The sequence below is a fragment of the Mesorhizobium sp. M0040 genome (assembly GCF_040323505.1).
GTDB lineage: Bacteria > Pseudomonadota > Alphaproteobacteria > Rhizobiales > Rhizobiaceae > Mesorhizobium.
Map to the genome: position 1 here is coordinate 1 of NZ_JAMYVA010000036.1, position 24,280 is coordinate 24,280.

The window sequence follows — 24,280 nt, forward strand, 5'->3', positions numbered from 1 at the left end:
CATCAGGCAAGCCATCCTCACCGCGCTCGCGCAGCCGCCCCCAATCCGTTGTCCCCACTGCCGCGGAACCCTCTCCGCTAAAAATCTGCCAAAGTAGTGCTAGACCCTCTACACATAACCTCACGCCTTACCTACGCCCGCTCACCCGTCACTGTCAGGATATGCTTGTCAGCGCCGTCCACGACGAGCGCGGTGAGGTTTCCCGACTGCCAGGCGAGGGTGTCGACATTGACGCGGTTGCCGGTGATCTCGGGCTTGGGCACCGGCGTATGACCGTGCACCACGATCTTCGGATGAAGACCGGTGTGGTCGTGGAAGACCTCGCGGATCCAGATCAGGTCCTGCCGGGTCTGGCTTTCCAGCGCAATGCCGGGCCGGATGCCGGCATGGCAGAAGAAGAAATCGCCGAACGTTACTGAAAAGGGCAGCGAGCGCAGGAACTCGACATGGTTCTGCGGCACGGCCTCGATCAGCGCGGCGTGTCCTTGCCGCAATGCCGCATCGGCGCGGCCAAACCAGGCGCTGCTCCCACCGAGCGACACGCCATAGGACAGCGCCGTCTGGATGCCGCCATAGCGCATGAACAGGCCGTCCGGGTCGGGGACATCGAGAAAATCGAGGAAGCCGAGATCATGATTTCCGGCCAGCATCAGGTGACGCGGATCGCGTCTTTGTGCGTCGATCAGGAAATCGATGACGCCCCTGGAGTCCGGGCCCCGGTCGACATAGTCGCCGAGATGGATCACGCGCCAATCGGCCGACGGTCTTTGACTGAGCTCCGCCTCGATCCGCCGGTGCATGGCGGTCAGCAAATCGAGCCGGCCGTGCACATCGCCGATCGCGTAAAGGCGCATGCCTTGCGGTCCGCGCGCCTCGTAGAAACTGATGCCGGGCTCCGTCAATGCCTGCGTCGCCTCCGTGGTCATGCCGTCACGGGACTTTAGCGCCGAAGCTGATCCTTGCCCATGTCGGTGACCAGACGCTTTCCGCACAGTGCCAGCGTTATGTCCATCTCCTTGCGGATGATTTCCAGCGCCTTGGTAACGCCTTCCTTGCCGAGCGCGCCGAGGCCGTACAGGAAAGGCCGGCCGATATAGGTGCCCTTGGCGCCAAGGCACAGTGCTTTGAGCACGTCCTGGCCGGAACGGATGCCGCCGTCCATATGCACCTCGATCGTGTCGCCGACGGCGTCGGCGATCTCTTCCAGCGCCATGATCGACGACGAGGCGCCGTCGAGCTGGCGGCCGCCATGGTTGGAAACGATGATCGCGTCGGCGCCCGTTCTGGCGGCCATCAGCGCATCTTCCTTGTCGAGTATGCCTTTCAGGATCAGCTTGCCGCCCCAGCGCTCCTTGATCCAGGCGACGTCCTTCCACGACAGATGTGGATCGAACTGCTCCTTCGTCCAGGACGACAGCGAGGCGAGGTCGCCGACGCCCTTGGCATGGCCGACGATGTTGCGGAAGCTCCGGCGCTTGGTGCCGGCCATGCCGACGCACCAGCGCGGCCTTGTCGCCATCTGCCAGAGGTGCTTCGGCGTCATTCGCGGCGGCGCCGAAAGCCCGTTGCGGATATCCTTGTGGCGCTGACCGAGGATCTGCAGGTCGAGCGTCAGCACCAGCGCCGAACATTTCGCCGCTTTTGCGCGATCGATCAAATCGAAGACGAAGTCCTTGTCGCGCAGCACATACAGCTGGAACCAGAACGGCTTCCTGGTCACCGACGCGACATCCTCGATCGAGCAGATGCTCATTGTCGACAGCGTGAACGGCACACCGAATTCTTCCGCAGCCTGCGCCGCCAGCATCTCGCCGTCCGGATGCTGCATGCCGGTCATGCCGGTCGGCGCCAGCGCCACCGGCATCATCACCTTCTCGCCGATCATGGTCGATTCCAGCGAGCGGTTGTCCATGTCGACAAGCACGCGCTGGCGGAACTTGATCTTCTGGAAATCTTCCTCGTTGGCCCGGTAGGTGCTTTCGGTCCAGGCGCCGGAATCGGCGTAGTCGAAGAACATCTTCGGCACGCGGCGGCGCGCTAGGTCCTTGAGGTCGGCGATGGTGAGAATGCTGCTCATGGATCTTTTTTTTCCGCTGGTTCTTCGCTGGTTCGTCGTTGAATTTTCTGGCCGGGGCCTACGGCTGTTTTCTTGCCGCCTCACCGTCACCGGGCTCGGAGCGTTGCCTGAGCCTCAGCCGCGACACGCGCTGCCAGTCGCCGCTGCGCTCGGCCTCGGCCATCGATCGTTCGACGTAGGAGATGTGGTCCATCGCCGCCTGCCGCGCCGCGGCTGCATCGCCGGCCTTGACCGCCGTGTAGATTGCCCGGTGCTGCGAAAGCAGCGTCTCGCGCGCGCCCGGCACGCTGAACACCAGCCGCCGGTTCTGGAACACGCCTTCCGACAGCAGCCGATAGCAGGAGCGCAGCGTGTGCAGCAGGATGATGTTGTGCGCGCATTCGCAGATCGCGTGGTGGAACTCGACGTCGATTTCCGCCTCGTCGTCGAAATTGCCGGTCCGGTGCGCCTCGTCCATACGTGCCATGATGCGGTCGAGCAGCGCCAGATCGTCCGATGTGGCACGCCGCGCCGCATATTCCGCCGCCACCGCCTCGATCTCGCGGCGGTACTCCAGATAGTCGGTCACCGCCTTGCGATGCATCGAGATCAGGTCGGTCACCGGCTTGGTGAACAGCTGGCCGATGACATCGGCGACATGGGTGCCGCCGCCTGGCCGTGTCGTCAACAGCCCGCGCCCTTCCAAGGCTTTCAAGGCATCGCGCAGGATCGGCCGCGACACCTCGAACTGGCGCGCCAGTTCGCGCTCGCCCGGCAGCCGGTCGCCGGTGCGCAGGACGCCTTCGAGGATCAGGCTCTCGATCTGCTGCACCACCTCGTCGGCGGTGCGCGAATGCTCGATCCGGGAGAAAATGTCGCTCAAACGGAATGCCTGGGGTTGAACCGATGTCGCGCACGATAAAGCCAGCGTCGCCAACTGGTCAAATTATTTATCCAATTCGCCCCGGGCGCCGGGTCGGTTTCACAGCCGCGGCTTCATATCACCTTCAGCTAAACTGGCTGTTTGCGTCCTCTGGAGATTGTCTCTAGAGCAATTCCAGGAAAAGTGTGAAACGGTTTTCCGTCCGGAATTGCGCAGAATAAAAGAGATAGAGCGGTTCGGCGTTTCCATGAAACAATGAGCCGCTCTAGAGGGACATCATTGCCAAAGGGCTCAGAGAAGCCTGGGGGACCAGCCGTGCCAGACGCCGACCCGTCCAGCCTCGAATTCCAGCTGCGCGCCAAAGCCGTGGGCGGCACCGTCATGGGCTTTCCGGCGCATGAAGGTCGGCCGGGCGCGCTCGGCGAGGTCCACGCCCGGCCGCAGCCGCTGGTCGAAAAGCCGCGCGTGCTGGTGCAGCTTTCCTTCATGACCGAAGCTGGATCCGGGATCGATCAGGCCGTGCTTTCCGAATTGTCGCGACGCCTCGGCATTGCCGCGCCCGACCCTCACGCCCGCCATCACGCGATGAAATGGGGCAAGGGCTCGCTGCGTTGGGAACGCCACACGGAATTCTCGACCTATCTCTGGGAAGGCCCGCTCGCCGAAAACGGCAGGGGGCAAGAAGACACACCCTTCGGCAACGGGTTTTCGCCGCCGGGCACGGTGATTTCCGGCATCAGGCTGGAGATCCGCAATTGGACGCCGGCGAACGAAAAACTGATCGCCGGCTTCGACCCGACCAGCCTGTGCTATTCGCTGGTCGAGCGCGGCAACGCGGCCATCGTCACCGATTTCCGTCAGGATGGCGACGGCTTGACCCGCATGCTGGTGCTCGACCGCGGCCTGACCCCGGCGCGCACCGGGGCACTGTCGCAGCGGCTGATCGACATCGAGACCTACCGCACGCTGGCCATGCTTGGGCTGCCGCTGGCCCTGACGCTGTCCGGTCGCGCCCGCCGCATCGAAGACAGGCTGGCCCAGACCACGTTGGAAATGAAGGTCGCCGAGACCCGCGACAGCCAGACGCTACTTGCCGACTTGACCGAACTGGCCGCCGAGCTGGAGGCCGATGCCGCCTCCAGCCTCTACCGCTTCGGCGCCAGCCGCGCCTATGACGGCATCGTGCGCGAACGGCTGGAGGCGCTCGACGAAGAGGCGGTGCCCGGCTACGACACCTGGGGCGGTTTTCTGCAGCGCCGCGTGGCGCCGGCGATGCGTACCTGCCGTTCGGTCGAGGAGCGTCAGGCCAACCTGTCAACGAAGCTCACCCGTGCCACCACACTGCTGCGCACCTGGGTCGACGTCGAGGTCGAGAAGCAGAACCGCGATCTTTTGGCATCGATGAACAATCGCGCCCGCCTGCAATTGCGGCTGCAGCAGACGGTGGAGGGGCTCTCGGTCGCCGCGGTTTCCTACTATGTCGTCGGCCTCATCGGCTACGTCGCCAAGGGCGCCTCGATCTTCGGCCATGCCTTCGCGCCGGAAATGGTCACCGCCGCCTCGGTGCCGCTCGCCATCGTGCTCGTCTGGTGGGGCGTGCGCCGCGTCCGCCGCATGCACTCCGAACCAGGCAAGCAGCCGGGCGAGTAGTGTGGGGCGCAGCGGCAGATTGCCGCTGCGGAAGGCTGTCTCGGCCATAGGCCTCTCATCCCGGCCAAAGCGGCATTTGCAAGCGACCACCGTCGCTGGTAAAAGATTTTTACCAGTCGATCGAAGGAGGCTGTCGATGTCCGGCCTTGCCATGCCGAAACCAGACGACGCCACGATGCGCCGGCGCGACGAGATCGTCGCCGATATGCGCATCATGGTGCCGGGCGAGGGCGTCGTCGACGCCGCCAATGCCATGCGCGCCTTCGAGAGCGACGGGCTCACCGCCTACCGGCAATTGCCGCTCGTCGTTGTACTGCCGCAAACCGTGCCCCAGGTCTCGCGGGTGCTGAAATATTGCAGCGACCGCAACATCCGCGTCGTGCCGCGCGGCTCCGGCACCTCGCTCTCCGGCGGTGCGCTGCCGCTCGAAGACGCGGTGCTGCTGGTGATGAGTCGCTTCAACCGCATCCTCGAGATCGATTTTCAGAACCGCGTCGTCGTCGCCCAGCCCGGCGTCACCAATCTCGGCATCACCACCGCCGTCGAGCAGGAGGGCTTCTATTACGCCCCCGATCCATCCTCCCAGATCGCCTGCTCGATCGGCGGCAATGTCGCGGAAAATTCCGGCGGCGTGCACTGCCTGAAATACGGTCTCACCGCCAACAATGTGCTCGGCATCGAGATGGTGCTGATGAATGGCGAGGTGGTGCGCCTCGGCGGCAGCCATCTCGACGCGGAAGGCTACGACCTGCTCGGCGTCATGACCGGCTCCGAAGGACTGCTCGGCGTCGTAACCGAGGTCACCGTACGCATCCTGAAGAAGCCGGAGACGGCGCGTGCCCTGCTGATCGGTTTCCCGACCAGCGAGCAGGCCGGCCAATGCGTTGCCGACATCATCGGCGCCGGCATCATTCCGGGCGGCATGGAGATGATGGACCGTCCGGCCATCCACGCCGCCGAGGATTTCGTCCAGGCCGGCTATCCCTTGGATGTCGAGGCGCTGCTGATCGTCGAGCTGGACGGGCCGGGTGTCGAGGTCGACCACCTGATCGGCCTGGTCGAAGCCATTGCTTTTAGGAACGGCTCGACCACATGCCGCACGTCGCAGTCGGAACAGGAGCGGCTGAGCTTCTGGGCCGGCCGCAAGGCGGCGTTCCCGGCGGTCGGCCGCATCTCGCCCGACTACTACTGCATGGACGGCACCATCCCGCGCAAGGAACTGCCGCGCGTGCTCGCCGGCATGCGCGAGCTGTCGGAGAAATACGGGCTCGGCGTCGCCAATGTCTTCCACGCCGGCGACGGCAATCTGCACCCGCTCATCCTCTATGACGCCAACGTGCCGGGCGAACTCGACAAGGCGGAGAGTTTCGGCGCTGACATATTGCGGCTCTGCGTCAAGGTCGGTGGCGTGCTGACCGGCGAGCACGGGGTCGGCGTCGAGAAGCGCGACCTGATGCCGGAAATGTTCAACCAGATCGACCTCGACCAGCAGATGCGCGTCAAATGCGCCTTCGACCCCAACCATCTTTTGAATCCCGGCAAGGTCTTCCCGCAATTGAGGCGATGCGCCGAGCTCGGGCGGATGCACGTGCATCGCGGGCAAGTGGCGTTTCCGGACATTCCGAGGTTTTGAGTGGGTATGTTGGCGCTTGAACACCCCCCTCTGTCCTGCCGGACATCTCCCCCTCAAGGGGGGAGATTGGCAGCTTGCACGCCTCAGCCTTCTTTCAATATTGACGATTGGCGAAGCCAGACGCGACGTCCGATCTCCCCCCTTGAGGGGGAGATGTCCGGCAGGACAGAGGGGGGCGCGAAGGAACGCGACGTCTTTGCATTTGCCATTGGCGCATCCGCCTCATGACCACCTTCGTCCCCACCACCGCAGCCGAAGTCCTCTCCACCGTCGCCTGGGCCGCGGCGGAAGACGCACCGCTGGAAATCCTCGGCCACGGCTCCAAGCGCGGTATCGGCCGGCCGCAGCAGAGCGAGCATACGTTCGACCTTTCCAAACTCTCCGGCGTCATGCTTTACGAGCCGGCCGAACTGGTGCTGTCGGCAAAAGCCGGCACGCCGCTGGCCGAAATCGAAAGCCTGCTTGCCGAAAACGGCCAGCAACTTGCCTTCGAACCGATGGATTACGGCCCGCTGCTCGGCGGTGAGCCAGCGCGAGGCACGATCGGCGGCGCACTCGCCGCGAACCTTTCCGGCCCGCGCCGGCTGAAGGTGGGTGCTGCGCGTGACCATATCCTCGGCATAGCGGCCGTTTCCGGGCGCGGCGAGGCCTTCAAGTCGGGCGGCCGCGTCGTCAAGAACGTCACCGGCTATGACCTGTCCAAGCTGATGGCCAACAGCTGGGGCACGCTGGCGGTGCTCACCGACGTCACCTTCAAGGTGCTGCCTGCTGCCGAGACCGAAGTCACGCTCGCCATCCGCGGCCTGCTCGACGATCACGCCGCCGCCGCCATGGCGCTGGCGCTGGGTTCCAGCGCCGAAGTGTCGAGTGCTGCCCATCTTCCCGAACGGGTCGCAGCTAGGGTCGCTGGCGGCAGTCTCGGCAGCGATGCCGCGACGCTGCTGCGCATCGAGGGCTTCGGCCCGTCGGTCGCTTACCGCATTGCCGCGCTGAAAGACCTGCTGAAAAACGCTGGGCCGCTGCAGGAGATTTCCGGTTCGGTCTCGTACTCGGTCTGGCGCGATGTCCGCGACTGCGCGCCGTTCGCCGATGGCAGCGAAAGGCCGGTGTGGCGCGTCTCGATGGCGCCGTCGCGGGGCCACCAGATGGTGCTGGCGCTGCGCATGCAGGCCCCGGTCGATGCCTTCTACGATTGGCAGGGCGGGCTGATCTGGCTGCGCATGCAGCAGGACGATCCCGAGGCCGGCCTGTTGCGCGGCCTGATCAGAAGACATGGCGGCGGCCATGCGACGCTGGTGCGTGCCGCCCCTGCGCACCGCGCCGCCGTGCCGGTGTTCGAACCGCAAGCGCCGCAACTGGCAGCACTGTCGGCGCGGCTGAAGGCCGAATTCGACCCGAAGAATATCCTCAATCCCGGCCGTATGGCGCCGGGCGCAAGCTCTGCTACTCTCGCGCCGGCAACCGAGGGAGGAGCACAATGAGCGATCCAGGCCAAAACGGTACGTCACGCCAGACCGACCGCTGGCTGGAGCCCGGCCCGACCAACGCGCTGGTCATCTACATCCTCTATCTCGCCGGCCTAGCCATCGGCGTCAGCGGCATTGTCGGCGTCGTCCTGGCCTATATCAATCGCGGCAAGGCCGGCGGCTTCGTCGAGAGCCATTACACATTCCTGATCCGCACCTTCTGGATCGGCCTGCTCTATGCACTGATCTCGGCGCTGTTGATGGTCGTGGTCATCGGTGTCGTGCTGATGGTTGCCGTCGCCGTCTGGTTCATCGCACGCTGCATTCTCGGCCTGCAGGCGCTGCAGCGCGGCGAGGCGGTCAAGAACCCGGAAAGCTGGTTTCTGGGATTATGAGCATGATCCCCAAAAGTGGGTAGCGGTTTTGGGAAAAGATCATGCTCAAACGGTAAGGATTCGTTTACGTGCAGACCAATTTCTCAGCTGCCCAGCTCGCCGATCCGCATGTCGCGGAATCGGAGAAGATCCTGCGCAAATGTGTGCATTGCGGCTTCTGCACCGCCACCTGCCCGACCTATGTGACGCTCGGCAACGAACTGGATTCGCCGCGCGGCCGGATTTATCTGATCAAGGACATGCTGGAAAACGGACGGCCGGCCGACAAGCAAATCGTCACCCATATCGACCGCTGCCTGTCCTGTCTCGCCTGCATGACCACCTGCCCATCGGGCGTCAACTACATGCATCTGGTCGACCACGCCCGCGTCCATATCGAGGAGACCTACAAGCGTCCGCTGGCCGATCGCCTGACACGCGCCATGCTGGCCTTCGTGCTGCCCTATCCCTCGCGTTTCCGCGCGGCGCTCAAGCTGGCGAAGCTCGGCCAGCCATTCGCCGGCCTGTTTGAGAAAATCCAGGCCTTGAAGCCTTTGGGCGCGATGTTGAAGCTGGCCCCGGCGTCGGTCCCGGCAGTCTCGCCGATGGCCTCGCCGGGCGTCCATGCCGGGCAGGGCGCGAAGAAAAATGGCCGCGTCGCCATCCTCACCGGCTGCGCGCAATCCGTGCTCGATCCCGGCATCAACGACACGACGATTTCGCTGCTGACCCGGCTTGGCGTTGAGGTCGTGGTGCCCGAGGGCGAGGGCTGCTGCGGCGCGCTGGTACATCATATGGGGCGCGAGGACGCTGCCTTGGCGTCGGCCCGACGGAACGTCGACGCCTGGACGCGCGCCATCGAGCAGGGTGGACTCGACGCCATCGTCATCACCGCATCCGGGTGCGGCACCACCATCAAGGATTACGGCTTCATGCTGCGCCTCGATCCGGCCTATGCCGACAAGGCCGCGCGCGTGTCGGCGCTGGCCAGGGACATCACCGAATATCTGGCAAGCCTCGACCTGCCCGAGCCGGTCCGCAAGCCGGGCACCATCGTCGCCTATCACTCAGCCTGCTCGATGCAGCACGGCCAGAAGATCACCCGCCAGCCGAAGGAGCTTCTGGTCCGTGCCGGCTTCGTCGTGCGCGAGCCGCGCGAAGGGCATCTGTGCTGCGGTTCGGCCGGCACCTACAACATCCTGCAGCCCGGGATTTCGGCAACGCTACGCGACCGCAAGGTCAGGAATATCGAGGCGACCGGTGCCGAAATCGTCGCCACCGGCAATATCGGCTGCATCACCCAGATCGCTTCTGCCGCGAAGCTGCCGGTGGTGCACACGATAAAGCTGCTCGACTGGGCCTATGGTGGGCCGAGGCCCGAAGGCGTTCGCGAAGAGAGGGCGGTTGTCGCGGCCGAGTGATGCGCCAGTCGCCTACTCCGCCGCCAGCCTGTCCGCTATGCCGTAGGTGGCCTGGTAGCGGGCGCGCTGGCGGCTGAGCGCTACCATCGTGTTGCGCAGCAGGATCGCCACCGTGATCGGGCCGACGCCGCCCGGCACCGGCGTGATCCACGACGCGACATGCCTGACGCTCTCGGCATCGACGTCGCCGACGATGCGGCTCTCGCCGTCCGGCCCGATTTCCGAATTGATGCCGATATCGATGACGGCGGCACCCGGCTTGACCATGTCGGCCTTGATCAGCCGCGGTTTGCCGACCGCGACGAACAGCGCGTCGGCGCGGCGTGCGTGTGCCGCCACCGAACGCGTCATGTGGTGACAGACGGTCACCGTCGCGCCTTCGCTCATCAAAAGGAACGCGATCGGCTTGCCGACGATCTCGGAATGGCCGACGACCACCACCTCGAGCCCCTTGAGGTCGAGGCCGGTTTCCCTGAGCAGTTCGACCGAAGCGGCGGCGGTGCAGGGCGCCAGGTCGAGCTGGTTGTAGACGATGTTGCCGATCGAGGCCGGATGCATGCCCTCGACATCCTTGAGCGGATGCACCGCCGCCTGCAGCGTCTTGATCGGAATGTGCACCGGCACCGGCCGCTGGATGATGATGCCGGTGACGCGCGGGTCGGCGTTAAGCCCGTGGATTGCCGCTTCCAGCTCGCCGGCGGTGATGTCGGCGCGAAAGCGCCTTTCCTCGAAGCCGATGCCGGCCAACCCGGCCTTGGCGCGCTGGTTGCGGACATAGACGTCGACCGCGGCGGTATCGCCGACGGTGACCGACACCAGCTTGGGCGGAAAGCCTTCGGCGGTGGCGATCGCCGCGTCCTCGCGCACGCCGGCGATGATGCGTTGGGCGACCGGGCCGCCTCTGAGATAGCGGCTGTCATCGGAAAGGGACATCTGGATGGGGCCTTTATCTGGATTTTAGCCGCCACATAGCAAAGCAACCGCGAAAAGGCAGCGCGAAAAGCGAACCGCCATGCCGGTCGCGCGACGTGCCGGCGAAATCTTCCCGTCAATTCTTGCTGGCGTTGGCGGAAACAAAAAGGGCAGCACGGCTTGCCGCGCTGCCCTTTCGTGACTGGCCGCATCCCCACACGGCCCGTCCCCCGTTATTCAATGCGCCCGAGGCTTCTGAGCAGAATCATCGGTGAGGTCAACCGCAGATTACATCACTACAACCGTCGTGCCAACATTGACCCGCTCGTAAAGGTCGACCACGTCCTCGTTGCGCATGCGGATGCAGCCCGACGACACCGCGCCGCCGATCGTCCAGGGCTGATTGGTGCCGTGGATACGGTACTCGGTCGAGCCGAGATAGAGCGCGCGTGCGCCGAGCGGGTTTTCCATGCCGCCGGCGAGATAGGTCGGCAGATAACGGCCCTTGGCGGCCTCGCGGGCGATCATCACCGCCGGCGGCCGCCAGTCCGGCCAGACGCGCTTGTTGGTGATCTTGTGGGTGCCGGACCATCCGAAGCCCGGCTTGCCGGTGCCGACGCCATAACGCCGCGCCTTACCGTTCTTCCCGACCAGATAGAGGAAATTCTCTCGCGTATCGATGACGATCGTGCCCGGCTTCTGCGGGCCGTCATAGGCGACTTCCTGCGGCAGATAGATCGGGTCGATCTGCGGCCGCATCACCATGCGCCTGGCCGGCGCCTGCACCGCTGCGGTGCGCAGCTGATCGGGTTCGGCCAGCCGCCGGTAGCGCCGTTGCGGCTGCGCCTCTTGCCGGCTCTGCCGCACGATGCCCGGCGCATGGCCGAGCTGCAGCACCCAGGGCGCCGAAAGATCTGGGCTGACCACCACCGGCGGCCTCTCGGCATAGCGGTCGTTGGCATTGGCGGCGCCGGCCGCAAGCACGGCCGCGGCGCCGAACAGTGGGAACAAAAATGTCTTCATCGCAACGCACCTTGATCGTCGAACATGCCGGGGTGCAAAGCCTCCCCGATTTCGCCGACATTGGGCGCGAAGCGGCAACCGAAACATGAATCGGAATGCGTAAAATGCCGATCTGTCAGTAAAGCTTTTGGTGTGGTTACCGCCCGGTTCAGGAATCTGGTAAAGCCGCGGTAAAGGCCGCGTCAAAACGCGTTAACGCCAAGACACGAACGGAATTCCGCCATGGATGAAAAGACAGGTCTGCTTGCCGGTCCCGACGGCATCGCCCGCTGCTTCTGGCACGGCAACCTGCCGGATTATCTGCACTACCACGACCACGAATGGGGCCGGCCGGTCGCCGACGACCGCCGCCTGTTCGAGAAGATCTGCCTCGAAGGTTTTCAGTCGGGCCTGTCCTGGCTGACCATATTGCGCAAGCGCGACAATTTCCGCGAGGCGTTTGCCGGCTTCGATGTCGACAAGATCGCCGCCTTCACCGACGCCGATGTCGAGCGCCTGCTCGGCAATGCCGGCATCATCCGTCACCGCGGCAAGATCGTTTCGACCATCAACAACGCCAAGCGCGCCCGCGAACTCATCGACGAGGCCGGCTCGCTGGCCGCCTGGTTCTGGAAGTTCGAACCCGGCCCGCACGAGCGGCCCGAGATCGTCGACCTCGCGCATTTGCGCGCCAATCCGACGACGGCCGTCTCGGTCCGCATTTCGAAAGAGCTGAAGAAGCGCGGCTGGAGCTTTGTCGGCCCGACCACCGTCTACGCCTTCATGCAGGCGATGGGGCTGGTCAACGACCATCTCGAGGGCTGCGTCTGCCGCGAGCCGGTCGAGGCGGAACGGAAAGCGTTCAAGCGGCCGAAGTGAGCGCCCCTTGCCTTCTCCCCTTGTGGGAGAAGGTGGATCGGCGCGTAGCGCCGAGACGGTTGAGGGGTGTTGGAAGGAATGAGGCGTTGGCGTTCCCTGGAACACCCCTCATCCGACCGAGCTTCGCTCGGCCACCTTCTCCCACAGGGGGAGAAGGAAGAGGCGCTGTCAGACGCCGCCGCCGCCGGCGAGGAAAAACCCGGCAAGGATGGCCGCCAGCGCGGCGAACACCGGATAGATCACCAGCAGGCCGGTCATCAGCACGTCGCGCATCGTCGGTCCGCTGCGCTGTTGCGCCGCGATCTCGAACGGTCCGGCGATTTGCTTCGTCTTCGGCGCATAACCATCGGCCGGCCGCAGCCGGACCGAGGCGTCGCGTGCGCCGCTATCGATGATGTCGAACTTCTGTAGCGTGGCCATGGCCCCGAGCCCCTTGTTTCGGCGCGCTTATCGGCCCGGATTGTGTCGGCACGATGCCGCGCGCATGGCGCAATTGTTTCAGCTTCTTTTTCGCCTTTCCTTCTCCCCTTGTGGGAGAAGGTGGATCGGCGCGCAGCGCCGAGCCGGATGAGGGGTGTTGGACGGAGTGCCGTCATAGCCAATCTGGAACACCCCTCATCCGACCGAGCTTCGCTCGGCCACCTTCTCCCACAAGGGGAGAAGGAGAGGCGCAAACCCTTGCCGCTCCCGGCTGCATCGGTTAGGACACCCGCGCCGTGGAAATCGGTCATTTAACCGATCCCCGGAAGCGCCACGAAACACCGAGTACCCATCCCATGGCCGACAAATCCGAAAAGATGAAAGCGCGGCTGCCGCGCGGCTTTGTCGACCGCGGCGCCGACGATCTCCGCGCCGTCGAGAAGATGATGGCGACGATCCGCTCGGTCTTTGAGCTCTACGGTTTCGAGCCGGTCGACCAGCCGCTGATCGAATACACCGATGCGCTCGGCAAATTCCTGCCCGACCAGGACCGGCCGAACGAGGGCGTGTTCTCGTTCCAGGACGATGACGACCAGTGGCTGTCGCTGCGCTACGACCTGACCGCGCCGATGGCGCGCTTTGTCGCCGAGAATTTCGAGCGCCTGCCGAAACCCTATCGCAGCTATCGCTCCGGCTGGGTGTTCCGCAACGAGAAGCCGGGCCCCGGCCGCTTCCGCCAGTTCATGCAGTTCGACGCCGACACGGTCGGCACGCCGGGTGTCGCGGCCGATGCCGAGATGGCGATGATGATGGCCGATGTGATGGAGGCGCTCGGCATCAAGCGTGGCGACTACGTCGTCCGCGTCAACAACCGCAAAGTGCTCGACGGCGTGCTGGAGGCGATCGGCCTCGGCGGCGACGAGAACGCTGGCCGCCGGCTGCAGGTGCTGCGGGCGATCGACAAGCTGGACAAGCTGGGCGTCGAGGGCGTGCGCCTGCTTTTGGGCGCCGGGCGCAAGGACGAGAGCGGTGATTTTACCAAGGGCGCCGGGCTGGGTAACGCGCAAATCGATGTTGTGATCAGCTATTTCACGGTCATGGCGCAGCATGATCCCGAACAAATTGTCCAGACACTGGGATCTATCACCCCAGGGCTCAGCAATCTTGTCGAGGAAAGGAAACTCGAACATCTGGGCATAACGAATGCCTCGTTTGTTGAGGGCCTTGCAGAGCTGGAGCAGATAAGAACCATGGTCGCACAAAGCGGCTACGGTGAGGATCGCATTCGCATCGATCCCTCCGTCGTGCGTGGCCTCGAATATTACACCGGCCCGGTCTACGAGGCCGAGCTGCTGGCCGAGATCCCCAACGAGGACGGCCAGATCGTGCGCTTCGGCTCGGTTGGCGGCGGCGGACGTTATGACGGCCTCGTCTCGCGCTTTCGTGGCGAGCCGGTGCCGGCGACCGGTTTTTCCATCGGCGTCTCGCGGCTGATGACGGCGCTGAAGAACCTCGGCAAGCTCGATATTTCGGATGTGATCGCGCCGGTCGTCGTGCTGACCATGGACAAGGATACGGAAAGCCTCGGCCGCTACCAGAAGATGGTGGCCGAGCTGCGCGCCGCCGGCATCCGCTCGGAAATGTATCTCGGCGGCGCCGGCATGAAGGCGCAGCTGAAATATGCCGACCGCCGCGGCAGCCCGGTCGCCGTCATTCAGGGCGGTGACGAGCGCGCCAAGGGCGAGGTGCAGATCAAGGACCTGATCGAAGGCGCGAAAATGTCGGCCGAGATCGCCGACAACGCCGAATGGCGCGCCGCACGACCGGCGCAGGTGACCGTGGCGGAGAGTGAGCTGGTTGCCGAAGTGAAGAAGATACTGGCGGCGCAGGCCGAGGAGCGGGCGCGTGGCAAGTAGGGCGCCGCTTCCTTCTCCCCTTGTGGGAGAAGGTGGCCGAGCGAAGCTCGGTCGGATGAGGGGTGTTCCAGGGAACGCCGACGCCTCATTTCTTCCGGCACCCCTCATCCGTCTTGGCGCGTCGCGCCAATCCACCTTCTCCCACAGGGGGAGAAGGGGAGGTGGCGTTTTATGACCTCCCGCCCCGCCATCGCATCCGACATCGCCAGCCTCTTCGCCGCGCGCAACACCCATGCGGTCGAAGTCGCCGTGTTGCAGCCGGCCGATCCGTTCCTCGACATGGCCGGCGAGGATTTGCGGCGCCGCATCTTTCTCACCGAGAGCGACACCGGGCAGACGCTTTGCCTACGGCCGGAATTCACCATTCCGGTCTGCCTCGACCACATCGCCAGCCAGGCCGGCACGCCGCGCCGCTATTCCTATCTCGGCGAGGTGTTTCGCCAGCGCCGGGAGGGCGGCAACGAATTTTTCCAGGCCGGCATCGAGGATCTCGGCGACCGCGACACGGCCGCGGCCGACGCCCGCTCGCTGGCCGATGCGCATGCGCTGCTGTCGCTGGTGCTGCCCGGCCGGGAGCTGGCGGTGACGCTCGGCGACCAGACCATCTTCGAAGCGGTGCTGGCAGCGCTTGGCCTGCCGCGCGGCTGGCGCATGCGGCTGGCCCGCGCCTTCGGCTCGGCGCCGATGCTGGAAGCAGCCCTTGCCGACCTCGCCAATCCACCGCGCAACAGCCAGCTTGCCGGCGCGGCCGCCGCCCTTGTCCTCGACGGCGATCTCGACGGTCTTTCGGCGCATGTCGCCGGCCGCATGGAAGAGGCTGGGCTGTCGGCAACGGCCGGGCGTTCGCCGTCCGAGATTGCGCGGCGCCTGATCGAGAAAGCCGAACTGCGCAGCGTACGGCTGTCGAACGAGGCATTCGCGGCACTAAAGAGTTTCCTGGCGATCGACGTGCCGCTCGACAACGCCGCCGGAGCGCTCGAACGTTTTGCAGCCGATGCCGGGCTTTCACTGGGGGCTGCGCTGGAGAATTTCGCAGCCCGCGCCGCGGCCATCGCAAGCCTCGGCCTGCCGATGTCTGAAATCAGCTACGACGCCGCCTTCGGCCGGCCGCTCGATTACTACACCGGCCTCGTCTTCGAGATCGCGGCGCCGGATGGCGACCGGCCGCTCGCCGGTGGTGGCCGCTACGACCGGCTGCTGACGCTGCTCGGCGCCAAAACGCCGATCCCCGGCGTCGGTTTTTCCGTCTGGCTCGACCGCATCGAGGCGCTGCGGGAGACGGCGCCATGATCACGCTGGCGATCCCGTCGAAAGGCCGGCTCAAGGAGCAGGCGCTGGAGGTGCTGGCCAAGGCCGGGCTTGCCGTCAGCCTGCCCGGCGACGAGCGCAAATACCGCGCCCGTATCGATGGCATGGACGGCGTCGAAATAGCGTTCCTGTCCGCCTCAGAGATATCAGGCGAAATCGGCCAGGGGTCCGTCGATCTCGGCATCACCGGCGAGGACCTTTTGCGCGAAAACCTCGCCGATTGCGAGGCGCGCGCCGAAATCATCGCCCGCCTCGGTTTCGGCAATGCCGATGTCGTCGTCGCCGTGCCCGACATCTGGCTCGATGTCGACACCATGGCCGACCTCGACGACGTCGCCGCCGATTTCCGCCAGCGCCACGGCCGCCGGCTCAGGATCGCCACCAAATACTGGCGCCTGACCCAGCAGTTCTTTTCGCAAAAGCACGGCATCCAGGTCTACCGCATCGTCGAAAGCCTGGGCGCCACCGAAGGCGCGCCGGCAGCCGGATTGGCCGATATCGTCGTCGACATCACCACGTCAGGCTCGACCTTGCGCGCCAACCATCTCAAGGTGCTGGCCGATGGGCTCATCCTGCGCTCGCAGGCCTGTCTCGTCGCGTCGAGGAAGCAGCGCGCTGTGGCCGACGAGGCGACTTTGCGCGATATTGCGGCCAGGATGGCATCGGTGAATTCAGGCTGACGTCGCCAATCTCCCCCCTTGAGGGGGAGATGTCGCCGAAGGCGACAGAGGGGGTCGGTACGTCTTGACGCGACTCTCCTAACGGACAGAACAGGCAGGTGCTCCACGCGAGACGACCCCCTCTGGCCTGCCGGCCATCTCCCCCTCAAGGAGGGAGATTGGCAGCTTGGCCGCTGGCACCGACCTGACGCGATTTTCTTGACGTACAGCAATTTTGTTCTTGCTTTGTGCCGGCAGCTATGCTACTAGTCTCGCTATGGTGCCAATTGGCCCCGAAGACCCGCCCGCCGTGGCGGGTTTTTTATTTTCGGCGCCATCCCTCACGTTCGAACCCCAACCGTACCATCGACGGGATTTCCACTACCCCGCCGGGCTGATAGGCTCGTTCTGTCTGCGGAGGACACGGCGATGCCGATCAATCTCGACGAGTTGAAGAATGCCAGCAATTTGCGCTCCAAGCGTGAGGGCGGTTCGTTCATTGCGCCGGTCGACGGCACGGCGCATGTCTCGGGCGACCGCAGCGTGCCGCTGCTCAACCTGACCATCCCGGCGCTGTTTGCCGATACGGTCGGCAAATACGGCACGCTCGATGCCGCCGTCTTCGTCGAGCAGGACAAGCGCTTTACCTGGGAGGAACTGTCGGAGACGGTCGATGCGCTGGCCGCCGGCTTCCTGGCGCTCGGCCTCGAGAAAGGCGATCGCGTCGGCATCTGGTCGCCGAACCGCTGGGAATGGCTGGTGACGCAATTCGCCACCGCCCGCATCGGCCTGATCCTGGTCAACATCAACCCGGCCTATCGGTTGGTCGAGCTGGAATATGCCTTGAACAAGGTCGGTTGCAAGGCGCTGGTCACCGCCGCCAAATTCAAGAGCTCCGACTATCTCGGCATGATCGAGACGCTGGCGCCGGAGATCGCCAACGCCACCCCTGGCAAGCTCGACGCCAACAAGCTGCCGGCGCTGAAGACCGTCATCCGCATGGACGAGGAGAATTCGCCGGGCATGTTCAATTTCGCCGATGTGCTGGCGATGGCCGGCCGCGACGAGCATGACAAGCTCGACCGGATTTCAGCGGGGCTAAAACCCGACGACGCCATCAACATCCAGTTCACAAGCGGCACAACCGGCGCGCCCAAGGGCGCGACGCTGACCCACAACAACATCGTCAACAACGGCAATTTCGTCACCGCGGCGATCCGGCTCACCGTCGACGACCTGCTGTGCATCCCGGTGCCGCTCTACCATTGCTTCGGCATGTCGATGGGCACGATGGGCTGCGTCACCAAGGGCGCGACCATGGTTTTCCCGAGCGAGGGGTTCGATGCGGGCGCCACCCTGAAGGCAGTGGCAACGGAACGCTGCACCGCGCTCTACGGCGTGCCGACCATGTTCGTCGGCCTGCTCGACCATCCGGAGTTCGCCTCCTTCGATCTCACCAGCCTGCGCACAGGCATCATGGCCGGCTCGCCATGCCCGATCGAGGTGATGAAGAAGGTAGTGTCGCTGATGCATATGGCAGAGGTGACCATCGCCTATGGCATGACCGAGACCAGCCCGGTGTCGTTCCAGAGCAGCGTCGACGATCCCCTGGAAAAGCGCGTCTCCACCGTCGGCCGCGTCCATCCGCATGTCGAGGTCAAGGCCATCGACGCCGAAGGTGCCACCGTCGCGGTCGGCGCGCCGGGCGAGCTCTGCACGCGCGGCTATTCCGTGATGAAGGGCTATTGGGACGATGAGCAGAAGACCCGCGAGGCGATCGACGTCGACGGCTGGATGCACACCGGCGACCTCGCCACCATCGATGCCGAGGGCTATTGCAACATCGTCGGCCGGGTCAAGGACATGGTCATCCGCGGCGGCGAGAACGTCTATCCGCGCGAGGTCGAGGAGTTTCTCTATCGCCACCCCAAGGTCAAGGAGGTGCAGGTGTTCGGCATTCCCGACCCGAAATATGGCGAGGAGCTGTGCGCCTGGATCGTGCTGAAGCCCGGCCAGATCACCACGGAGCAGGAGATCAAGGCCTTCTGCGCCGGCCAGATCGCCCATTTCAAGATCCCGCGCTATATCCGCTTCCGCACCGAATTGCCGATGACGGTGACCGGCAAGCCGCAGAAATTCCTGATGCGCCAGGCGATGGTCGACGAGCTGGGACTGGTGACGCAGAAGACGGCGTGAGGGCGCGCTTCGGGCTTTCGCAGGGTTCGCAGACGAGGCTTGCCCAGAAGAGGCTTGCAAAAGGGGCTTGCGGAAGGGGCTTGGAATGAGTGGTCTCGCAAGATCGGCGGTTTCCTACGGCATGCCGTTGGCCGCCCTGGCGATGGCTGTCGCGGTCAGGGCCAGCGGGGTGTCGGTGGACGAAGGGTCGCTGGGCACCAGGATATTTGTCGGCGCGCTGTCGAGCGCGATCATGTTCACCACCATTTTCGTGGTGCTCGACCACGCCGAGGCGGTGGCCAGGCGGGTAGGCGAGCCGTACGGCACGTTGGTGCTGACCATCGCCGTGACGGCAATCGAAGTGTCGATCATCGTTTCCATCATGCTGCATGGGGCCAACAACCCGACGCTTGCACGCGAATCCGTGTTCTCGACGGTGATGATCACCTCCACCGGTGTTGTCGGCATGTGCCTGACGTTTGGTGGCTGGCGCCATCGCAAGCAGGCGATCGTCCGGCAAGGGACCAGCGCCTATCTGGCGGTTCTGGTCGCGCTCAGCGTCATGACGCTTATTCTGCCGACCTACACGCGAACCACCGATCCCGGCACGTTTTCGGCGGCCCAACTTGGCTTCGTCAGCGTCCTTTCAGTGCTGCTCTATGCCGGTTTTCTGTTCGCGCAGACTGTCCGCCACCGCGACGATTTCATCGACGGGCAAGCGCATGGCGCCGCAGTGCGAACCGACGCCCACGAAAGCGTCGCCGCCGGCGCTGTTCTCCTGCTGATCGGGCTGATCGGCATCGTCATGCTGGCCGAACAGGTCGCCGCCAGCGTCGAGGATGCGCTCGTCGCCTACCAGGTGCCGCAGGCCGACGCCATTGTCGGCGCGATGATCGCGGGCTTGGTTCTGATGCCGGAGGCCATTTCGGCGGTTCGCGCCGCACTCAACAACGAGCTGCAGCGCGGCCTGAACGTCGCCATGGGTTCGGCCTGTGCCACAATCGGCCTGACAATACCGGGCATAGCCGCCGCCAGCCTGCTGACCGGAAGAGGCCTGACGCTGGGGCTGCCGGCGACCGACACGGTGCTTTTGGTCCTGGCGCTTTTCATCTGCAATGTGAGTTTCAGCACGGAAAGGACGACGTTCTTGACCGGCTTGGTCCATCTGGTGGTGTTTTTTACTTGGGTGTTTTTGATATTTGTGCCGTGAGGGGGGCATGGGGGCAGGCAGATACTGACGACTGTTCTCGACCGAGCAGCCACGCGTTTCCGCACTGAGTTGCGAAGTAGACAAGCCGCAGAAGTTCCCGATGAGGCGATGGTCGAGAGTTGGGGTGGTGACGGCAAAGACGGCTTGAGGGGCGGGCGCCAATTTGTCTCCTTTGCGCCATGGGCGGACGCTTAGTATCGAGGCCTTGAACGTCTCGATCGGGCCGGAAGCGGACTTGCGGCTTGGAGGCTTGGAATGTGAGAAGCGGACGTTCAGGCGCCCCCATGCATCGACGCGATCTGACCCATCGGAGACCTTCATTCTGCTCGTTGCGAATGGCAGCAATGCGCCCAAATCCCGGTCGTTCACCCATGATATTGTGATGCCTAATAGTAGACGCTCCGTCGGAAGGGCAAAACGTCTTACCGGACCGGCTGAGTCTGAGGTCTGCCCCGACAGGCAGCTCTTGAATCGCGACATGGTTGCTAGGCCAGCCATGCGACCTGCCCGTAGATCGAGTCATGGCCATCGGTCGCGACTGGCTTGATACCGATGAACTCTAGGAAAAGTATTTGGCCAGGTCGTCGGGCTAGGCCTCGCTAGCCGGATGCACAACCATGCGGGTTTCCACCACATCTCGTGGCTGTCGAAGCTGACCTCGCAGGGCGTAAGACTCCGCGTTGGTCGATGTAGATTATCAGGATGCCGCCATTGTCGCTATTGCGGAAGATTCCGACACTCGATGTTATCTCTTGCTGAGCCATATGCGAGCGCATGCTTAAGAAGGCGCCATCCCTCGAGAGGCTGCACGAACCGGGCTTTTCGCCGCCGAAGGTCTTAGCAGTTTAAGCACTAATGTGCTATGGACGGGTTGCGCGCCGCGCCGGCGCGCGTGGTGGAATAAATGGATCAGGTTAAGCTTGCTGGCTCGAGGCTGCGGCGCCTGCAGACGGCCCTTGCCCCACCAAATGGCCGCGAAGAGTTTCTCGCGCAGCCCCTTCTCGTGCGCCCGCTTGCAATTACGCGAGGACCGCTGGAGCTTCGCAAGGTCATCGACGAAAACGTGGTAGCCTTCCTGCCGCCCGTCATGCCTCTCCTTTCGCCAGGGCTCGCCTGCACCGAGGCGCTCGTCGAGTTTACCCGGTCAGGACACTGGAAACTCAATGTCCAGGTGGAGGCGCAAGTTGCAATTCCCGTGGCGCTGGTTGCGGGATTTGCGACCAATGAGCATTGCTACTTCGGCGGTTTGATTGCCGGCGTGAATATCAGCGGTCCAGCCTCCGAAGGCACCAGTCCAACCAGCAGCGGGGCCTTCTCCATCAAAGGCTATTCACGATGGATCGAGGATGATTTCATTGCCGCGCGGGACGAAGGGGTGACAATCCGGGTTCACAGCAGCATCGATCTCCAGGGGCCGATCCATGCTTTGGTTGGAGAATGGGGGCGGAAGTTCGACAAGGCCCTGTACCGTCCGCTTAGCCTGCTCGACACCGACTATAGCGACACTACGGCCTGGGAAGTGCCCAACATGATCGAGGGAGCCAATCTCGATCTGGCCGGTCCCGACGACGGCTTGTCCTTCGAGGTGTCGCTCCGCTTTGAATAGCGGGCTCGATCGGCGGGCCTCAAAACGGCTCAAAACGGAATGACGAACCCGCCAGTGGCCGCGCTCGCCAGTCCGGTAATCAATTCGATTGCTCCCGTCCCGGTGCCGAAATCGACCCGTGCCGAGGGCAGGCCTGCTTTGAGAGCCGTCCAGTTCTTCTCGACGAGCGTGTGCCTGACATTCATGTCCCAATCGTCATCGCGGGATTCGAATGAAAATGTGCCGCCGACATGACCTCGGCGAGGAAACAGGAACGGTCCGTCGGCTGAGCCCACGAGCGATATGCTGACGATCGCGGCATAAGATGCGGAAAGCGCCCCACTGTCATGGACCCTGCCGGCATATTGTACCGACCCGTCGCTCGCCAAGCGAAGACGGCATTCTCCCGAGCATGTGCCAGCATCGAGCGTGAAGGACAGGGTAACCGGTTCGAGAACATCCGCGATGGCGCGCAAGGCGACCGGGATCCCCAGTCCAAGGCTTTCCGACACGCTTCGCATGCTTACCTGAGCATCCGGCGCGCTCCGCGGTGCCAAGATCGCGCGCAAATCCATCGACATTCCTTCGGAACCTCAGGTTCGGCCTGACCGTGTTGCAGGCGGGGAGAACGCCATTCTTTACCCGTAGTCCTCATCGTCGTCGTCCGGGTCGATTTCGACGCCCGGCCGGGTATCGCCCGGATCCGGATTCTGCGGGGCGGCGCGGCGCATTCTGTAGCGGCTGCGCCCGCCGCCCGTCACGACATAGAAAAAAGCGCCGACCGCGAGATAGAGCGCGACGAATCCTTCCCATGCAAGCTGACCCCAGGCGGGCGCTGCATGCAAGCGCTGGGTCGGGCCTGAACTTTCGAACTTGTGCCAGTTGTCACGAACCCAGCGATCTGATCCTTCGAGGCTCAGCGAGGTGTGGCGACTTTCGATCACGTCGACGATGTGGCCTTCGAGCCGCGCACCGATGGAATGATCGTGATCGAGCAGCAATTCAAGATAGAAGAAATCGCCGGTCAGGGTACCGCCGTCGTGAAAATCGCCATGCGCCGACCAGAAGCCATTTTGCCATAGCTGCATTTCCCAAGAGCAATCGACATCGCCGCTGCTGATGTCCCCGGTGAACCGGCGGAAGCCATCGGTGGCGACCATGTCCAGGACGCTTATCGGCAGAGGCCGGTTCTCGAGCCGACCGAGCGCCCGCACGCTGATTGGCGATCCCGTGAAGGCGCGGCACGATTTCAGCGTTTTCACGCTTCGCGGCGTGCGGGGTTAGGCAGCCATCCGTACCCGTCCGCGCTCCAGTCTTGGTTCATTGGAGGGCCACGAGGATGGGAATGAGACCCCGCCCGGATTGCAATGGGCCGAGCGCCTTGCCGATGATCGTGCCGAACGCCCGATCCCGGTCGGATGCGGTCATCGCGTGCCCCGCCGTGGGCGAGGTCGTCAGGAGGTCGCCCACCTCGATCTGGCCGAAATGCGCGTCCGCCTTGCAATAGACCTTGCCCATCAGCGCGATCGGCTGCCTGTTGATCGACTGAGGCCGGGAGCCCAGCACGATCCCCGGCTTGAAATCGCCAGCGCCCGAAATCACGCCTGCGACCCTTTTGTCGTACGCGCAATTGCTTTCCTCAAGAGCTCCGTCCTGCCCCAGGATCATAACGGTTCCGGGCTCGACCTGCTGTGCGTCGCGAACGTCGAAGTCCTCGGCGCAATCCTCGTTGAGGAGGCGAATGTCGCTGCCCGGCCCGGTGACATCGATATTGCCCGTCACGACCACATTCCCGACAAAAAGCGCAGCGGTCAGGTTGCCCTCATGCTTCGCATAAAGCGCCGCGCCTGTGCTTTCTGGATTGAGCTGGAAAGCGGCCAGCGCCGCCATCCCCGGAGAATGCGTCTCGGCATGGACGCCCTCATTGTTTTGACTGGTGCCCCAGATGGCCGCGCCATCGCTGCTGGTCCCGTAAATTGCATTGCCGCCGGCCGAATTGACCCCGACAACACCGCCATGATTCAAATTCTTCGACCATCCCCGGACGCCCTCACCGAGGCTGCTCTCGAACCAGCCGCCATTGCCTCCAGAGCTTGCCTCGTGGTGGAGCGAAACCGGGCCTAGACGAAGGTCCGCCGAATTATTGATGCCCACGACGCCCGGATGGGAGCCGCGGCTGACTCCGCGCACGCCTTCGTTGCGCTTGCTTTCGCCCAAGACACCAACGCCGTCGGTGCTCGTTCCAACGACCCCCTCGCCGTCGACACTGACGCCCTCGATCGCATTTTCGCTGCCAGTGACTGCGTTCGTGAACTTGGGCATGCCCTTCTCCTTCGCTAAAGAATGGCAGACAGCCCGCGCGTGCCGAACAATTCTGAAGCTCCCGATGGGAGGAGAGCCCCCGCATCCCGATTGAATCAGTGTGCGCCCAACCGGCCCAGGATGCAATGGTACGAACTTTAACATTCAAGACAAACCACAGCGCCGGCGACATCGCGGGGCGAATGCGCTTCACGGCGCGTTGCGGTTTTTGCTACCGCGCACGGCATTCGTACTCGCCTACGCCGCGACGCTACTTCTGTCTGCAATGCACCTGCTGCTTGCCTCGCAAGCTGCCCACCCACCAAGCCCATCGGTGCGGTCACAACGGACCAAGCCGAACCGTCAAATCCCCATAGACTCAAAACCGAGATCTCCACCCCGCGGGTTCCTTCCCTGGAGGCTTCCGGAC

The 24,280-nt window shown here is 64.1% G+C and carries 21 protein-coding genes; 12 read left to right on the plus strand and 9 right to left on the minus strand.

What is annotated here, in order from left to right; translation table 11 throughout:
* Positions 1 to 131 precede the first annotated feature (131 nt).
* Genes NKJ91_RS24260 through NKJ91_RS24270 form a run of 3 tightly spaced genes read right to left on the minus strand, consistent with a single transcriptional unit; the run spans position 132 to position 2,939 of the window.
* The gene (locus NKJ91_RS24260; protein WP_352457601.1) at positions 132 to 902 is read right to left on the minus strand and encodes a metallophosphoesterase family protein; all 771 of its coding nucleotides are present in this window, start codon (positions 900 to 902) and stop codon (positions 132 to 134) included.
* Between the two features lie 38 nt (positions 903 to 940).
* On the minus strand, positions 941 to 2,077 hold the full coding sequence (locus NKJ91_RS24265) for an alpha-hydroxy acid oxidase (protein WP_352457559.1): 1,137 nt from the start codon (positions 2,075 to 2,077) through the stop codon (positions 941 to 943).
* A 58-nt stretch (positions 2,078 to 2,135) separates the two neighbouring features.
* Entirely contained in the window at positions 2,136 to 2,939 is an 804-nt protein-coding gene (locus tag NKJ91_RS24270) for an FCD domain-containing protein (RefSeq protein WP_352457560.1), read from the minus strand.
* A gap of 315 nt (positions 2,940 to 3,254) precedes the next feature.
* On the opposite strand from NKJ91_RS24270, the gene NKJ91_RS24275 reads away from it, so the two are divergent.
* The 5 genes from NKJ91_RS24275 (at position 3,255) to glcF (ending at position 9,483) form a co-directional block, all read left to right on the plus strand.
* Positions 3,255 to 4,589 (plus strand): DUF3422 family protein, encoded by a 1,335-nt coding sequence (locus tag NKJ91_RS24275; protein WP_352457561.1) that lies wholly within the window; start codon positions 3,255 to 3,257, stop codon positions 4,587 to 4,589.
* Positions 4,590 to 4,725: 136 nt separating this feature from the next.
* A complete protein-coding gene (locus NKJ91_RS24280) occupies positions 4,726 to 6,222 on the plus strand; it encodes an FAD-linked oxidase C-terminal domain-containing protein (RefSeq protein WP_352457562.1) in 1,497 nt (498 codons plus the stop codon).
* A gap of 224 nt (positions 6,223 to 6,446) precedes the next feature.
* A complete protein-coding gene (locus NKJ91_RS24285; RefSeq protein WP_352457563.1) occupies positions 6,447 to 7,703 on the plus strand; it encodes an FAD-binding protein in 1,257 nt (418 codons plus the stop codon).
* Complete coding sequence (locus tag NKJ91_RS24290) at positions 7,700 to 8,083, plus strand: DUF4870 family protein (RefSeq protein ID WP_023680455.1); 384 nt, start codon at positions 7,700 to 7,702, stop codon at positions 8,081 to 8,083. The genes NKJ91_RS24285 and NKJ91_RS24290 overlap by 4 nt, the downstream gene beginning before the upstream one ends.
* Before the next feature lie 68 nt (positions 8,084 to 8,151).
* The gene (gene glcF / locus NKJ91_RS24295) at positions 8,152 to 9,483 is read left to right on the plus strand and encodes a glycolate oxidase subunit GlcF (RefSeq protein WP_023680454.1); all 1,332 of its coding nucleotides are present in this window, start codon (positions 8,152 to 8,154) and stop codon (positions 9,481 to 9,483) included.
* Positions 9,484 to 9,495: 12 nt separating this feature from the next.
* Here glcF and NKJ91_RS24300 read toward each other — a convergent pair whose 3' ends face one another.
* Together NKJ91_RS24300 and NKJ91_RS24305 are read right to left on the minus strand one after the other, a co-directional pair.
* Positions 9,496 to 10,416, minus strand: a complete 921-nt coding sequence (locus NKJ91_RS24300; RefSeq protein ID WP_352457564.1) for a bifunctional 5,10-methylenetetrahydrofolate dehydrogenase/5,10-methenyltetrahydrofolate cyclohydrolase — start codon at positions 10,414 to 10,416, stop codon at positions 9,496 to 9,498.
* A 267-nt stretch (positions 10,417 to 10,683) separates the two neighbouring features.
* The gene (locus NKJ91_RS24305; protein ID WP_352457565.1) at positions 10,684 to 11,418 is read right to left on the minus strand and encodes a L,D-transpeptidase; all 735 of its coding nucleotides are present in this window, start codon (positions 11,416 to 11,418) and stop codon (positions 10,684 to 10,686) included.
* 222 nt (positions 11,419 to 11,640) lie between these two features.
* On the opposite strand from NKJ91_RS24305, the gene NKJ91_RS24310 reads away from it, so the two are divergent.
* Positions 11,641 to 12,276, plus strand: a complete 636-nt coding sequence (locus NKJ91_RS24310; protein ID WP_352457566.1) for a DNA-3-methyladenine glycosylase I — start codon at positions 11,641 to 11,643, stop codon at positions 12,274 to 12,276.
* 168 nt (positions 12,277 to 12,444) lie between these two features.
* Here NKJ91_RS24310 and NKJ91_RS24315 read toward each other — a convergent pair whose 3' ends face one another.
* Positions 12,445 to 12,696, minus strand: coding sequence for a hypothetical protein (locus tag NKJ91_RS24315; RefSeq protein ID WP_352457567.1), 252 nt, complete (start codon positions 12,694 to 12,696; stop codon positions 12,445 to 12,447).
* Positions 12,697 to 13,052: 356 nt separating this feature from the next.
* Between NKJ91_RS24315 and hisS the strand changes: the two genes are divergently transcribed.
* From hisS to NKJ91_RS24345, 6 genes are all read left to right on the plus strand, one after another.
* The gene (hisS, locus tag NKJ91_RS24320) at positions 13,053 to 14,612 is read left to right on the plus strand and encodes a histidine--tRNA ligase (RefSeq protein WP_352457568.1); all 1,560 of its coding nucleotides are present in this window, start codon (positions 13,053 to 13,055) and stop codon (positions 14,610 to 14,612) included.
* A gap of 171 nt (positions 14,613 to 14,783) precedes the next feature.
* On the plus strand, positions 14,784 to 15,902 hold the full coding sequence (locus NKJ91_RS24325; RefSeq protein WP_352457569.1) for an ATP phosphoribosyltransferase regulatory subunit: 1,119 nt from the start codon (positions 14,784 to 14,786) through the stop codon (positions 15,900 to 15,902).
* The gene (gene hisG, locus NKJ91_RS24330) at positions 15,899 to 16,600 is read left to right on the plus strand and encodes an ATP phosphoribosyltransferase (protein ID WP_352457570.1); all 702 of its coding nucleotides are present in this window, start codon (positions 15,899 to 15,901) and stop codon (positions 16,598 to 16,600) included. The genes NKJ91_RS24325 and hisG overlap by 4 nt, the downstream gene beginning before the upstream one ends.
* 408 nt (positions 16,601 to 17,008) lie before the next feature.
* Complete coding sequence (locus NKJ91_RS24335) at positions 17,009 to 18,775, plus strand: AMP-binding protein (protein ID WP_352457571.1); 1,767 nt, start codon at positions 17,009 to 17,011, stop codon at positions 18,773 to 18,775.
* Between the two features lie 85 nt (positions 18,776 to 18,860).
* A complete protein-coding gene (locus tag NKJ91_RS24340) occupies positions 18,861 to 19,964 on the plus strand; it encodes a calcium:cation antiporter (RefSeq protein ID WP_352457572.1) in 1,104 nt (367 codons plus the stop codon).
* A gap of 904 nt (positions 19,965 to 20,868) precedes the next feature.
* Positions 20,869 to 21,570 carry a hypothetical protein gene (locus NKJ91_RS24345; RefSeq protein WP_352457573.1) on the plus strand — a complete coding sequence of 234 codons (702 nt, stop codon included), beginning with the start codon at positions 20,869 to 20,871 and terminating at the stop codon, positions 21,568 to 21,570.
* 29 nt (positions 21,571 to 21,599) lie between these two features.
* Here the strand turns inward: NKJ91_RS24345 and NKJ91_RS24350 are convergent, their stop codons facing one another.
* The 3 genes from NKJ91_RS24350 to NKJ91_RS24360 form a co-directional block, all read right to left on the minus strand.
* Positions 21,600 to 22,070: a hypothetical protein gene (locus tag NKJ91_RS24350; RefSeq protein WP_352457574.1), complete on the minus strand. Its 471-nt coding sequence runs from the start codon at positions 22,068 to 22,070 to the stop codon at positions 21,600 to 21,602.
* Positions 22,071 to 22,187: 117 nt separating this feature from the next.
* Positions 22,188 to 22,811 (minus strand): hypothetical protein, encoded by a 624-nt coding sequence (locus NKJ91_RS24355; RefSeq protein WP_352457575.1) that lies wholly within the window; start codon positions 22,809 to 22,811, stop codon positions 22,188 to 22,190.
* A 58-nt stretch (positions 22,812 to 22,869) separates the two neighbouring features.
* Positions 22,870 to 23,871, minus strand: a complete 1,002-nt coding sequence (locus NKJ91_RS24360) for a hypothetical protein (protein ID WP_352457576.1) — start codon at positions 23,869 to 23,871, stop codon at positions 22,870 to 22,872.
* Positions 23,872 to 24,280 lie beyond the last annotated feature (409 nt).